Below are 14,220 nucleotides of genomic sequence, written 5' to 3'. Positions count from 1 at the left end.
TTCTAACTTATTTTACGCAATAATCTATATAGATTATTTACGTTCTAAAATACTGCAACCATGTTCAATATAGTGCTGGAATTCATGTTCATAATGTTCTAGTGCGCTAGTAAGAGCGATTGTCGCCGCATCACCTAAACCGCAAATAACATTACCCATAATTTTGCCCGTTACATCTTTTAATGCGGCAATATCTTCAGGACGACCTTTACCATTAACAATGCGAGTTAAAACACGGTATAACCACCCTGTTCCCTCTCTACAAGGTGTACATTGACCACAAGATTCGTCCCAATAAAAATGTGCTAAATTTTGCATTACTTTTACGATGTCGGTCTGATCATCCATAATAATGACGGAACCGGCACCTAAAAAAGAACCTGCTTTGGCAATTGAATCGTAATCCATATTCATTGCCATCGCTTTTTCAGCTGGTAAAATCGCAGTTGAAGCACCACCAGGAATAACCGCTTTTAATTCACGCCCCTTCCAAATACCACCAGCAAGTTCAAGTAAATCTTTAAAAGGTGTACCCATTCTTACTTCAAAGTTACCGGGTGAATTAATATGACCAGATACTGAATAACATTTAGTACCACCTGCGTTTTCAACGCCTAAGTCATTAAACCATTCACCACCTTTAGCTAAAATCATTGGGATAGAAGCCAAAGTTTCCGTATTATTAATGGTTGTTGGCTTTCCATATAGACCGTAACTAGCAGGGAATGGCGGTTTAAATCTTGGCTGACCTTTTTTACCTTCAATTGACTCTATTAATGCAGTTTCTTCACCGCAAATATAAGCGCCCGCACCTAAATGCGAATACAGATCAAAATCCCAACCTGTACCTAAAATATCTTTACCTAACAACCCAGCTTCACGAGCTTGGTTGATTGCGTTGTTAAAACGCTGATAAGGCTCCCAAAATTCACCACGAATATAGTTATAACCTGCAGAAGCGCCAATTACATAAGCGGCTATTGCCATACCTTCAACTAAGGCATGTGGATTGTAGCGAAGAATATCTCTATCTTTGAAGGTTCCTGGTTCACCCTCATCAGAATTACAAACAATGTACTTCTGACCAGGAGCAAAACGGTTCATAAAACTCCATTTTAAACCTGTTGGAAAACCAGCTCCACCACGCCCACGAATATTTGAAGCTTTAACTTCTTCAATAATTTCATTTGGTTCAATTTCACCTGCAACGACTTTTTTCCAAACATCGTAACCACCATTGGCGATATATACATCAATATCCCAAGAGCGATCTAAATGGTTTAAGCGGTAACAGTTTTCGTTTTGTACGACCATTTATTTTCCCCACTCTTCTAAAAGTAGATCAATTGAGTTTTCGGTTAGATTTTCGTAATACGTTTTACCAACCTGCATCATGGGTGCACCACCACAAGAACCTAAGCATTCCACCATCTTAATCGTGAAACGACCATCTTCCGTTGTTTCACCAGGCTTAATACCTAACTTAGTTTCTAAGTATTTAACAATGTCGTCTTTACCACGTAACATGCAAGAAATACTGTTACAAATACATAGTTTAATTTCACCCACTGGAGCATGTTCATAGTTACCGTAAAAGGTGGCTACTTCATACACTTCCATTGGCGTAATTTCTAAATATTCAGCAATTTGATCCATTAAATCATTTGTTAAATAACCGTTGTGGCATTCTTGAACAATTCTTAAGGCTGGCATAACTGCAGACTTCTTTTGATCTTCTGGATAATTTGATATCCATTTATCAATACGCGCCTTAACATCACCTTGAATAAAGTTAGCTGTATTAGTTTCTATCGAACTCATCGATCTACCTCTCCGAATACAATATCTTGTGTACCAATGATTGACACAACATCCGCTATCATGTGGCCTTTAACCATTTCATCCAAAGATGCTAAATGGGCAAAACCAGGTGCTCTAACTTTCATACGATAAGGCTTGTTAGCCCCATCAGAAACCATATAAATACCAAATTCACCTTTTGGGTGTTCTACGGCAGAATAGACTTCACTTTCAGGAGTTGTATATCCCTCAGTGTAAAGCTTAAAATGATGGATTAATGCCTCCATATTAGATTTAGCATCCTCTCGCGATGGAGGAGCCACCTTATGGTCATCCGTCATGACGGCGCCAGGATTTTCTTTTAACCAATCAACACATTGTTTGATGATTTTATTTGATTCACGCATTTCAGCAATTCGTACTAAATAGCGATCATAGCAATCACCAGTAACACCGACTGGAATATCAAAATTCATTCGATCATAGACTTCATAAGGCTGTTTTTTACGAAGATCCCATTCAATACCAGAACCTCTTAACATTGGTCCTGTAAAACCGAGTTGCAAGGCACGTTCTGGCGAAACAATACCGATATCTACAGTACGTTGTTTCCAAATTCGGTTATCTGTTAATAAGGTTTCATATTCATCAATATAACCAGGAAAGCGCTCAGTAAAGGCTTCAATAAAATCTAATAAAGAACCTTCACGAGTTTCATTTAACTGGTCTAGCTTTTTACCTGAATTCCATTTTGATTTTTCATATTTAGCCATAGTGTCTGGCAGATCACGATACACCCCACCTGGACGGTAATAGGTTGCATGCATACGCGCACCAGAAACCGCTTCATAGCAGTCCATTAAGTCTTCACGTTCACGAAATGCGTAAAGGAAAACTGTCATAGCACCAATATCTAACGCGTGAGCACCTAACCACATTAAATGGTTAAGAACACGAGTAATCTCGTCAAACATAACGCGGATATATTGTGCTCGCTCTGGAACCTCAAGCTCTAACATCTTTTCAATCGCCATAACATAAGCGTGTTCGTTGGACATCATTGATACATAGTCCAAGCGATCCATATAGCCAATTGATTGGTTATAAGGTTTATATTCAGCTAATTTTTCAGTACCACGATGCAATAAACCAATATGTGGGTCAGATCTTACAATGGTCTCACCGTCTAGTTCTAATACTAGACGTAATACACCATGAGCTGACGGATGCTGTGGACCAAAGTTTAAAGTATAGTTACGAATTTCAGGCATATTTGATTCCTAATTACACGTTATTTTGTGATTTCTTACGAATCACACGTGGGACATTAACTCTATTTTCAATAGAAACTGGCTCATAAATTACGCGGCCTTTTTCTGCGTCATAACGCATTTCCACGTGTCCAGTAAGAGGAAAATCTTTTCTTAAAGGGTGTCCAACAAAACCGTAGTCTGTCAAGATTCGACGTAGGTCAGGATGCCCTTTAAAAATAATACCGAATAAATCAAATGCTTCACGTTCAAACCAATTTGCAACACTCCATACATCGATAACACTATCAACCACTGGCATTTGTGTTGTTTCAGGGAACACTTTTACGCGAATACGTAGATTATTTTTTACTGACAATAAGTGATAAACAACAGCAAAACGTCGCTCCATAGAATCCGCTTCAGAGACTTCTTCCTCTTCAGCAAAGTCAAAAACCCCACGGCTAAAACCGCTGTTTACTGCGGTCATTGTTTCCCAGTTAGCTTGACCATAATCTAAATAATCAACACCGCACAAATCGATAAGTTGCTCAAAACCAAGACCATCTTTAAGTGTCGTAAACGCTTCTATAGCTGCATTTGGCAAAAGCTCAATCGTAAGTTCATCTAATTCTATTTTAGAAGAGACTATATACTCTCCTAAAGCTTGATTAACTTTGCCTTGTAAATCTAATACTGACTGTTTCATAGGTAATATTTCTTTTTCTTATCTAGCAATCGTATTGGTACGTTTGATTTTATTCTGTAGCTGAATAATTCCGTAAAGAAGTGCTTCAGCAGTCGGTGGGCAACCTGGAACGTATACATCAACAGGCACAATACGGTCACACCCTCTCACCACTGAATAAGAGTAATGGTAATAACCACCACCATTGGCGCAAGAACCCATTGAGATTACCCAACGAGGTTCTGCCATTTGATCATAAACCTTGCGTAAAGCAGGAGCCATCTTATTCACAAGTGTGCCCGCTACAACCATCACATCAGATTGACGTGGGCTTGGTCTGAAGATTATTCCAAAACGGTCTAAATCATAACGAGAAGCACCAGCATGCATCATTTCAACGGCACAACAAGCTAGTCCAAATGTCATTGGCCATAAAGAGCCTGTTCTCGCCCAGTTGATAAGTTTATCTGCAGAAGTGGTTACAACCCCTTCTTTTAAAACGCCTTCTACTCCCATTCAAGCGCTCCTTTTTTCCACTCGTAAATAAATCCAACGACAAGTAATGATAAAAACACACCCATAGCAAGTAAACCAAAAGTACCAATCTCATCTAATACTATTGCCCATGGAAATAAAAATGCTATTTCAAGGTCAAAAATAATAAACAGAATTGCGACAAGATAGAAACGTACATCAAATTTCATACGTGCATCTTCAAAAGCTTCAAAACCACACTCATAAGGTGAGTTTTTTTCTGAGTCGGGCTTTTGCGGCCCTAAAAGGTAACCGAGTAATATTGGTCCAACCCCAAATAGGGCTCCTAGAACAATAAAAACTAGGACAGGAAGATAATTTTCTAGCATGGGTTTTAGGCCTCGTCTAGCGTTTGATTAATGACTGCAACTTTGCAGTAATATTAAATATGGTGCCGATGGCCGGAGTCGAACCGGCACAGCTTGCGCCACTACCCCCTCAAGGTAGCGTGTCTACCAATTTCACCACATCGGCTGATGTCTTTATTCAGGCACAACAGGTGCTGTTGGAGTATTTGGCTTTTCTTTTATCTGTGTTTCAACAGGTGCTTTAGTCACACTTTGATAACCTTTTGATTGCTGACTACCGATATAAGCCAAAACCAGACTGGTAATAAAGAAAATAGTTGCTACAACAGCCGTCATTCTTGATAAAAACGTGGCTGAACCAGAACTACCAAATACTGACTGCGATGAACCACCGCCAAAGTTAGCCCCTGCATCAGCACCTTTACCATGCTGAACAAGAACAAGCACTATAAGAATAAATGCAATAATTAAATGTATTGTTAATACAATCCCAAACATGATTAGCCCGCCGCTTTACAAATTGCGATGAAATCGTCAGCGTTTAATGAAGCTCCGCCAATCAACCCACCATCGATGTCCGCTTGACCAAACAATTCTTTTGCATTGTCTGGTTTAACACTTCCACCGTATTGAATAATAACTTTTTCTGCAACAGCTGAATTTAACCCAGCCAATTTGCCTCGAATAAATGCGTGTACTTCTTGTGCTTGTGCAGGAGAAGCTGTAACACCTGTACCAATAGCCCAAATAGGCTCGTAGGCAATTACAATCTTGCCAAAAGCATCAATACCAACAACATCAAGTACGGCATCTAGCTGTGTAGCAATAACTTGCTCCATCACACCTGACTCACGTTCTTCTAATGTTTCACCAACGCATAAAATAGGCGTTACATTTGCTGATAATGCAATTTTTACTTTATTTGCAATTTCAGAATCGGTTTCACCATAAATGGCTCTACGCTCTGAATGTCCTAATATGACATAACCGCAATCAAAGTCTTTTAACATTTCAACTGAAACTTCACCTGTAAAGGCTCCTTGAATAGGCTCTTCTGCCATATTTTGAGCCCCTACAGAAATACCGTTACCAGTCAGTGTACGGTTAGCATAATCTATATAGATAGCAGGAGGACAAACAGCAACGTCAACATTACCTAGTTGATCTATCTGATTGTTTAAACCTGTTACCAAGCTCAAAATAGACGCTTTTGAACCATGCATTTTCCAGTTCCCTGCGACAAATGGCTTTCTCATTACTAATCTCCAACACAAAAGTTTTACAATATTAGCGTTTTCTTGACTGAAAAACAATATTGCAATTTTACGAAATTTCTGATTTCACTACATTAATTAATTCTTTTGCAATAGTTTCAACAAGCTCTTTATCCGCTCCTTCAACCATTACTCTAATCAACGGTTCAGTACCTGATGCGCGAACTAAAACCCTGCCTTTATCTGCAAGACGTTGTTCTGCCAAAGAAATTGCTTCTTTCAAACCCTTTGACTGCATAATAGTGGATGCATTATCTACCTTTTGATTCATTAAAACCTGTGGGTAAAACTCCACTTCTGACGTTAATTCTACTAATGTTTTTTGAGCCGTCACAAGCGCTGACATAATTTGTAACGCAGCAACAATTCCATCACCTGTTGACGTTTTATTTAGACATAAAACATGTCCAGAAGGTTCTGCACCAAAATTCCAGTTATTTTCTACGAGTTTTTGCATGACATAACGATCGCCAACAACAGATCGTTCAAATTTTATGCCTTTTTCTCGTAATGCATTTTCAACACCCAAATTACTCATAACCGTACCGACCACACCAGGTACTGGCAAAAGTGATTGTGTCGCTAAAATATAAAGAATCAAATCACCATCAACAATATGGCCATTTTCATCTACCATCATCACACGGTCACCATCACCATCAAACGCAATACCCAAATCAGCTTTTTGTTTAACAACTTCTAACTGCAGTGCATCTAGATGCGTGGCTCCGCATCCTTGGTTAATATTAATACCATTTGGCTCAACCCCAATCGTTATCACTTCAGCGCCAAGCTCTTCAAAAACATGAGGGGCAATATGGTAAGTTGCGCCATGGGAACAGTCGAGTACAATTTTAAATCCATCCAACTTAGTACTTGCCTGATAGGTGCTTTTACAAAATTCTATATAACGACCAGGAGCATCTTCAATTCGTTTTGCCTTTCCAAGCAACTCAGATGGTACAACTTCAATATTTTCTTCAAAAGCGGCTTCTACTGCCAACTCAACTTCATCACTAATTTTTTTACCTTGGGCAGAAAAAAACTTAATTCCGTTATCATGATGTGGATTATGTGAAGCACTAATCACAATACCAGCATCTGCATGAAAGGTTTGAGTGAGATAAGCAACAGCTGGCGTTGGCATAGGGCCAAGCAACATAACATCAATTCCTGCAGCAATAAAACCCGCTTCAAGTGCAGACTCAAACATATAACCAGAAATACGAGTATCTTTACCAATCATCACCCGTGTTTCACCACGCGCTTTCATAACCTTTCCTGTTGCCCAACCCAATTTCAAGATGTGGTCTGGACTAATCATTCCCGAACCCACTCGGTTACGAATACCATCCGTTCCAAAGTATTTTTTTTGTACTACATTCATACATAAACCTAATTTATAAACCTGGAGCTTATACCAAGTGAGCAATAACTTTTAGGGCGTCTACTGTAGGGGCTACATCATGCACTCTAACAATAGTGGCACCTTTCATACCAGCAAGAGCTGCTGCAGCAACACTTCCATAGATACGTTTCTCTAGCGGTGCATTATCAAGAAGTTCAGCTATCATTCGTTTACGAGATACGCCGACTAAAAGAGGATAGTCTAATTCTACAAATTCTGATAAATCTGTAAATAGCAGGGTATTATGCTCCAAAGTCTTGCCAAATCCAAACCCTGGATCAAGAATAATCTTATTTTTTGCAATTCCTGCTTTTTCACAAACCTGTGCACGCGTGAGTAAAAATTCTTTTACCTCTTTTACTACATCATTATACTCGGGTGCCATTTGCATATTTTCTGGCTCACCTTGTTTATGCATTAAACAAACTGAAACACCAAGTTTAGCAACCAGTTCAACAGCCCCTTCTGAACGTAATGCATTCACATCATTAATAATATCCGCCCCTGCGGCAACGGCTTGTTTCATTACCTCAGTTTTATATGTATCAATTGAAACGGGAATATCATAATGAGCTTTAATCCATTCAATAACAGGAATAACTCTTTGCAACTCAAGCTCTAATGAAACTTTATCTGCTCCAGGCCTAGTTGATTCTCCACCAACATCAATGATATCAACACCTTCCGCAATGATTTGTGCCACTCTTGATTCAATAGCAGCCTTATCTAAAAAATCACCACCATCTGAAAACGAATCTGGCGTTACATTTAAAATCCCCATAACCAACGGCATACCAGGCCTGGTAAAATTACTTTTTTGCATCTCTTCTTGTAAATCAAACATTACAAATTACTCGCTTCGCTTTTATAAATTTACCAGGCCTGGTAAATACTTTTTAGTTCAAAAAAAAACCCCGAAAACGGGGTTTTTTTATAATAACACAGTCTTTTTAATGAAGTTTTGGTTCACCAGATTCAGTTTCTTTAACTGAATCATCACCACTTAAATCATCTTTAACCATATCATCTTTTTTGACAGTTTCCACTTCTGCATCATCTGAAGCAGACATTGAAGAACCTGAATCTTTATCAACATCTTTGTCATCATCATGCCAATCGTGTGGCTCACCAGCCGGACGACCTTCCATAATATTTTTGATTTGATCTGCATCAATCGTTTCGTACTGCATTAATGCGTCTGTCATCAATTCTAATTCTTTAGAATGCTCAGTTAAGATATCAGTTGCACGTTTGTAATTGCGGTCAATTATGTTACGGATTTCTTTATCGATCTCTTTTGAGATTTCTCCAGAAACATTGGCATTACGAGAAGACCCCATAAAACCACCCTTATCTTCCTCTTCATACATCAAAGGTCCAAGGTTGTCAGACAAGCCCCATTTAGTAACCATATTGCGGGCAATCATCGTCGCTCGTTCAATATCGTTACTCGCCCCAGTTGTTACCGCATCTGGACCATAAATAATTTCTTCAGCAATACGTCCACCATATAAGCTTGATAACTGACTTTCAAGTTTACGTTTACTGTAACTATAACTGTCTTCTTCAGGTAGATACATAGTGACACCTAAAGCTCTACCACGCGGCATAATACTCACTTTATATACAGGATCATGCTCTGGAACTATCCAACCAACAATAGCGTGACCAGCTTCATGATAAGCCGTCATACGACGTTCTTTTTCGCTCATGACCATACTCTTACGTTCAACACCCATAAGAATTTTGTCTTTTGCTTTCTCAAAATGTCTTTGCGTTACTACTTTATCATTAGCTCTTGCCGCAAAAAGTGCCGCTTCATTCACTAAGTTAGCTAAGTCTGCACCTGAAAAACCAGGTGTACCGCGTGCAATATATGATGGTTCAACATCATCCGCTAATGGTACTTTACGCATATGTACTTTTAGAATTTGTTCACGGCCACGTATATCTGGTAGACCTACCGTTACCTGTCTATCAAAACGACCAGGACGTAATAAAGCAGGGTCTAAAACATCAGCACGGTTAGTTGCGGCAATAACAATAATACCTTCATTACCATCAAAACCATCCATTTCAACCAACATTTGGTTTAACGTTTGCTCACGCTCGTCATTACCGCCACCCATACCCGAACCACGGCTACGACCAACTGCATCAATTTCATCAATAAAGATAATACAAGGTGAATGCGCTTTGGCTTGTTCAAACATGTCGCGCACTCGAGAGGCACCAACACCCACAAACATTTCAACAAAGTCAGAACCAGAAATGGTAAAAAATGGCACTTTTGCTTCACCAGCAATCGCTTTTGCTAGTAAGGTTTTACCTGTTCCAGGAGGCCCCACCATTAAAACACCACGTGGAATACTTCCACCTAAGTTTTGGTATTTACTTGGGTCTCTTAAAAAATCAACAATTTCACCAACCTCTTGCTTGGCTTCATCTGCACCCGCTACATCGTCAAGAGTCACTTTGTTTTGGTCATCAGTAAGCATTCTGGCCTTACTTTTACCAAAAGACATTGGACCACCTTTACCGCCCATTCCACCACCAACAGAACGCATAAAGAATATCCAAACACCAATCAATAGAAGCATTGGGAACCATGAAATAAAGATTTGCATCAATACACTTTGTTGCTCTGGTGCTTTAGCACTGACTTTTACATGATAATCAAGTAAGTCACCCATAAGCCCTGGATCACCAGGATTATAGGTTGTAAAGGCATCACCATTCATAGAAACGCCACGTATTGTAGAGCCTTCAATAGAAACTTTACTCACTTGGCCTTGATGAACTTGCTCAATAAAATCAGAGTAGTCTAAACGACCTGAAGAGCCTTGGCCCTGTGTACTAAAATGATTAAATACTGACATAAGCACCATTGCTACGACAGTCCAAATCAGTACATTTTTTAACATATCATTTTTCATGATTAACCTTACTTCCTATTTGCCCTGTGACTATTTAACCACAAGTACATTCCTACAATTATGTATTGCACTACTTTAACACATTCTGCCATAAATTAAGCTTATAGACAAATAAGCTTAATTACTATTCATTACATTTTTTTGCCACGTGCCAAAAGATAAATTTCTTTACTACGAGCTCTTGAGGCTTGGGGTTTACGGGTAATAACTTTGCTATATTTAGATTTTAAATTTGTCATTAATTCATTGTAGCCTTCGCCTTGAAAAACCTTCATTAACAAATCTCCATCCTTCTTTAAGACTTGATCTGCTAACTCGACACACAATTCAACCAAGTACATAGCTCTTGGAATATCCACCCCTTTATTACCGCTCATATTAGGTGCCATATCCGACATGACTACATCCACATCACGTCCATTTAAGGAATTTAACAGCGAATCATATACATCATCTTCACGAAAATCACCTTGAATAAACGTAACCCCGGCAAAAGGTTCAACGGGTAAAATATCTAAAGCAAATACTTCACCATGACTGCCTGTTTTATGTGTTGTCCACTGCGACCAACCACCAGGAGCGGCGCCTAAATCGACAACACACATACCAGGCTTAAACAATCGGTCTTTATCATCAATCTCTTGTAGCTTATAAACCGCACGTGATCGCCAACCTTCTTGCTTTGCCTTTAATACATAAGGGTCGTCAAAATGTTCTTTTAACCAACCTGCACTCGATTTACTTCTCGCCATAATAAGATTTCAACTACAATATACAAAACTATAAATTATTAATAATGACTTCAACTGGAAAATTCAATGAGCCAACCTGAAAAACTAACAACTTCCCAAAAGAAATATCTGCGAGGAATTGCTCACAATATTAACCCTATGATAATTATTGGGGCTAACGGCGTAACTGAAAGCTTAATGAAAGAGCTAGAAAGTACACTTGAGCACCATGAAATTCTTAAAATAAAAATGGCATCTGCAGACCGCGATGATAGGAAACAAATTGTAGATTACATCTTAGAGAAAACTGGGGCTTTACTTGTGCAATCTATTGGTAAAATTTGTGTCATTTATCGTCAAAGCGATGAAACCGAACTGCCATTACCACGCTAAAATTACCAGGCCTGGTAAAATCTATTTAACCAGGCCGTTTATTTATACTAGCTGTGATAACCCTCTTTGCAAATCTTTCTTTATATCTTCAATTGACTCTAAACCAACTGATATACGTATTAAATTTTCAGTAATACCTATTTTTAACCTTACATCAGGTTCTACACGACAATGCGTTGTTGTAGCCGGATGAGTGATACTCGTTTTTACATCACCTAAATTAGCCGTAATAGATAGCATCTCTGTACTATCAATAACTTTCCAGGCTTCTGCTTGAGCCCCTTTAACTTTAAAGCTTACTAATCCACCGCCAGCTGATTGCTGTTTATTTGCTAAAGCAAACTGTGGGTGAGATTCTAATCCTGGATAAAAAACCTGTTCTACGGCTGGATGATCAGACAACCAAAGCGCCAGATTCATTGCGCTTTCGCAATGCGCTTTCATTCTTATTGAAAGCGTTTCCAAGCCTTTTAAAAACATCCAAGCATTAAAAGGACTCATTGTTGGCCCCGCCGTCCTCATAAAACCACGAACGTGCTCTTCAATAAAGTCTGCAGAACCCACAACCGCACCACCAATACCTCGGCCCTGGCCATCAATAAACTTTGTGGCCGAGTGAATAACAACGTCTGCCCCCTGCTCTAATGGTCTTTGAAGAATAGGGGTACAAAAACAATTATCAACAATTAACAAACTATTATGTGTTTTGGCAAGTTTACTGAGCGCGCTTAAATCAGCGATTTCTGTAAGAGGGTTTGATGGTGTTTCTAAAAAAAAGGCTTTAGTATTTGATTTAACGGCAGATTCCCATTCAGAAACATCTGTTTGTGAAACAAAACTTACCTCAACCCCAAATTTGGCTAAGTATTTAGTAAATAAAACCTTAGTTGTACCAAAAATACTCTGCGAAGAGACAATATGATCACCGGATTGACAGAACCCCATAAAGGTTGAAAGAATAGCTGACATCCCTGAAGCGGTACCCACACAAGCTTCTCCACCTTCCATTGCAGCAAGACGGTTTTCAAAGGCACGAACCGTTGGGTTAGTAAAACGTGAATAAACGTTTCCCTTATCCTCGCCACTAAAACGTGCCGCCGCCTGCGCGGCTGATTGATAACAGAAACTTGATGTGGTGAAAATCGCTTCACCATTTTCTTGTTCCTGTGTTTGCTTATAACCCGCTCTAATTGCTAGGGTTTCTATATCTAATTCATTCATGAATCCATTCCAAAAGGTTCATTATGCAAACCAACCGATTCTTGACCTTGTTCTTTTTTGTTTGATTGCGCTTCGTCATTACGACTTGTATCTAGGGATGCTAAATACTCTGGTGAAATATCACCTGTAATATATTCACCACTAAAACAAGATGTATCGAATTTAGGTATTTTTTCATTCCCAACACAAACGGATTCAATAAGATCTTCTAAATCTTGATAAATAAGTTTATCGGCACCAATAAATTCTGCAATTTCTTCTGTTGTACGACCATTGGCAACTAATTCCGAAGCCGAAGGCATATCAATACCGTATACATAAGGATAACGAACCGCTGGTGCAGCTGAAGCAAAATATACTTTTTTAGCCCCTGCTTCTCTTGCCATCTCGACAATTTGTCCAGATGTTGTACCGCGTACAATTGAGTCATCAACCAACAAAACATTTTTACCTTCAAACTCTAAGTTAATAGGGTTTAATTTTTGACGTACTGATTTTTTACGTTGCTGTTGACCTGGCATAATGAATGTACGCCCGATATAGCGATTTTTGATTAAACCTTCACGGTAAGGAAGGTCTAATTTAGAAGCGAGTTCAAGTGCTGAGGTACGGCTTGTATCAGGAATTGGCATAACAACATCGATGTCGTGTTCTGGCCATTCTCGTAAAATTTTCTCTGCCAGTTTTTCACCCATACGTAGACGGGTCTTATAAACAGAAATATCATCCATCATAGAATCTGGACGTGCAAAATAAACATATTCAAATATACATGGTGAGTATTGTGGGTTTTCAGCACATTGTTTGTAGTAAATATCACCCTGCTCAGTAATCACAACGGCTTCACCAGGCGCTAAATCTTTTTCTAAAGTAAACCCTAAGCCACTTAACGCAACGGACTCTGAAGCAATAATATAGTCAGTTCCCGTTTTAGTTACACGCTTACCAACAACAATTGGACGTAAGGCAAATGGATCACGAAAACCGACTACACCAATATTTGAAATAATGCCGACAGCAGCATAACCACCCTTTACACGTTTATGAACGGCTCGCACCGCATTAAAAACATCTTCATGATCAATAAACAACTTTTTACGTTGCATCAATTCATGAGCAAAAACGTTAAGCAAGACTTCAGAATCTGAATTGGTATTTAGGTGACGTAAATCAGTGCGATAAATTTCTTCTGCGACTTCTTCGGCATTGGTTAAATTACCGTTATGCCCCATAGCAATTCCGTATGGTGAATTCACATAAAATGGCTGGGCTTCAGCGCTCGATGAAGAACCTGCTGTTGGGTAACGAACATGACCAATTCCCATATTTCCGTGTAAATCACGCATGTGTCTGGTACGAAACACATCTTTAACCATTCCATTATCTTTACGTTGGTAAAAACGCCCATCTTTACAGGTAACGATTCCTGCAGCATCTTGACCACGATGCTGCAAAATGGTTAAAGAATCATAGATTTCCTGATTAACATAATTTCCAGATCCCGACACAATCCCAACAATACCGCACATTTTTGTATACTCTCTTAACTTACTAAATAAAACCTATGCACGAGTAAGGGACAGAAAAAATAAGATAAAATTGCCTGCTTAATGCAAAAGACTGAGCTACTTAGCAAAGTTTTTTAAAATAATCAGGCGATTTTAACGATTTTTATCT

At 39.0% G+C, this 14,220-nt stretch carries 15 protein-coding genes and 1 tRNA gene; 1 reads left to right on the top strand and 15 read right to left on the bottom strand.

The features are described from left to right. Nucleotides 1-33: 33 nt before the first annotated feature. From nuoF to rlmE, 13 genes are all read right to left on the bottom strand, one after another. Nucleotides 34-1,314: an NADH-quinone oxidoreductase subunit NuoF gene (gene nuoF / locus ACYQ0E_RS04985; protein WP_460187142.1), complete on the bottom strand. Its 1,281-nt coding sequence runs from the start codon at nt 1,312-1,314 to the stop codon at nt 34-36. Further along, nucleotides 1,315-1,821 carry an NADH-quinone oxidoreductase subunit NuoE gene (gene nuoE / locus ACYQ0E_RS04980; protein ID WP_460187141.1) on the bottom strand — a complete coding sequence of 169 codons (507 nt, stop codon included), beginning with the start codon at nt 1,819-1,821 and terminating at the stop codon, nt 1,315-1,317. Then, nucleotides 1,818-3,071 (bottom strand): NADH-quinone oxidoreductase subunit D, encoded by a 1,254-nt coding sequence (locus ACYQ0E_RS04975; RefSeq protein WP_460187140.1) that lies wholly within the window; start codon nt 3,069-3,071, stop codon nt 1,818-1,820. The genes nuoE and ACYQ0E_RS04975 overlap by 4 nt, the downstream gene beginning before the upstream one ends. A gap of 13 nt (nt 3,072-3,084) precedes the next feature. Then, a complete protein-coding gene (locus tag ACYQ0E_RS04970; protein WP_460187139.1) occupies nt 3,085-3,759 on the bottom strand; it encodes an NADH-quinone oxidoreductase subunit C in 675 nt (224 codons plus the stop codon). 18 nt (nt 3,760-3,777) lie between these two features. Then, a complete protein-coding gene (locus ACYQ0E_RS04965) occupies nt 3,778-4,254 on the bottom strand; it encodes a NuoB/complex I 20 kDa subunit family protein (protein WP_040728184.1) in 477 nt (158 codons plus the stop codon). Further along, nucleotides 4,245-4,601: an NADH-quinone oxidoreductase subunit A gene (locus tag ACYQ0E_RS04960; protein ID WP_460187138.1), complete on the bottom strand. Its 357-nt coding sequence runs from the start codon at nt 4,599-4,601 to the stop codon at nt 4,245-4,247. Before ACYQ0E_RS04960 ends, ACYQ0E_RS04965 begins: the two co-directional genes overlap by 10 nt. Nucleotides 4,602-4,661: 60 nt before the next feature. After that, a tRNA-Leu gene (locus ACYQ0E_RS04955) sits at nt 4,662-4,746 on the bottom strand. A gap of 8 nt (nt 4,747-4,754) precedes the next feature. Continuing rightward, the gene (gene secG / locus ACYQ0E_RS04950) at nt 4,755-5,078 is read right to left on the bottom strand and encodes a preprotein translocase subunit SecG (protein ID WP_460187137.1); all 324 of its coding nucleotides are present in this window, start codon (nt 5,076-5,078) and stop codon (nt 4,755-4,757) included. 2 nt (nt 5,079-5,080) lie between these two features. Then, nucleotides 5,081-5,836 carry a triose-phosphate isomerase gene (gene tpiA, locus ACYQ0E_RS04945; RefSeq protein WP_460187136.1) on the bottom strand — a complete coding sequence of 252 codons (756 nt, stop codon included), beginning with the start codon at nt 5,834-5,836 and terminating at the stop codon, nt 5,081-5,083. A gap of 67 nt (nt 5,837-5,903) precedes the next feature. Next, nucleotides 5,904-7,241: a phosphoglucosamine mutase gene (glmM, locus tag ACYQ0E_RS04940; protein WP_460187135.1), complete on the bottom strand. Its 1,338-nt coding sequence runs from the start codon at nt 7,239-7,241 to the stop codon at nt 5,904-5,906. A gap of 28 nt (nt 7,242-7,269) precedes the next feature. Continuing rightward, on the bottom strand, nt 7,270-8,106 hold the full coding sequence (gene folP / locus ACYQ0E_RS04935; RefSeq protein ID WP_460187134.1) for a dihydropteroate synthase: 837 nt from the start codon (nt 8,104-8,106) through the stop codon (nt 7,270-7,272). Nucleotides 8,107-8,212: 106 nt separating this feature from the next. Then, nucleotides 8,213-10,198 (bottom strand): ATP-dependent zinc metalloprotease FtsH, encoded by a 1,986-nt coding sequence (ftsH, locus tag ACYQ0E_RS04930; protein WP_460187133.1) that lies wholly within the window; start codon nt 10,196-10,198, stop codon nt 8,213-8,215. 131 nt (nt 10,199-10,329) lie between these two features. Continuing rightward, nucleotides 10,330-10,950: a 23S rRNA (uridine(2552)-2'-O)-methyltransferase RlmE gene (rlmE, locus tag ACYQ0E_RS04925; protein ID WP_460187132.1), complete on the bottom strand. Its 621-nt coding sequence runs from the start codon at nt 10,948-10,950 to the stop codon at nt 10,330-10,332. Nucleotides 10,951-11,016: 66 nt separating this feature from the next. On the opposite strand from rlmE, the gene yhbY reads away from it, so the two are divergent. Further along, nucleotides 11,017-11,322: a ribosome assembly RNA-binding protein YhbY gene (gene yhbY / locus ACYQ0E_RS04920; protein WP_460187131.1), complete on the top strand. Its 306-nt coding sequence runs from the start codon at nt 11,017-11,019 to the stop codon at nt 11,320-11,322. 42 nt (nt 11,323-11,364) lie between these two features. Here the strand turns inward: yhbY and ACYQ0E_RS04915 are convergent, their stop codons facing one another. Together ACYQ0E_RS04915 and purF are read right to left on the bottom strand one after the other, a co-directional pair. Beyond that, nucleotides 11,365-12,543, bottom strand: coding sequence for an O-succinylhomoserine sulfhydrylase (locus tag ACYQ0E_RS04915; RefSeq protein ID WP_460187130.1), 1,179 nt, complete (start codon nt 12,541-12,543; stop codon nt 11,365-11,367). Next, entirely contained in the window at nt 12,540-14,072 is a 1,533-nt protein-coding gene (purF, locus tag ACYQ0E_RS04910; protein WP_460187129.1) for an amidophosphoribosyltransferase, read from the bottom strand. The genes ACYQ0E_RS04915 and purF overlap by 4 nt, the downstream gene beginning before the upstream one ends. Between the last annotated feature and the right edge of the window lie 148 nt (nt 14,073-14,220).

The sequence above is a fragment of the Thiomicrorhabdus hydrogeniphila genome, assembly GCF_054656895.1.
The sequence above is the reverse complement of the archived record's forward strand: the minus strand, read 5'-3'. Positions and strand labels throughout refer to the sequence as shown.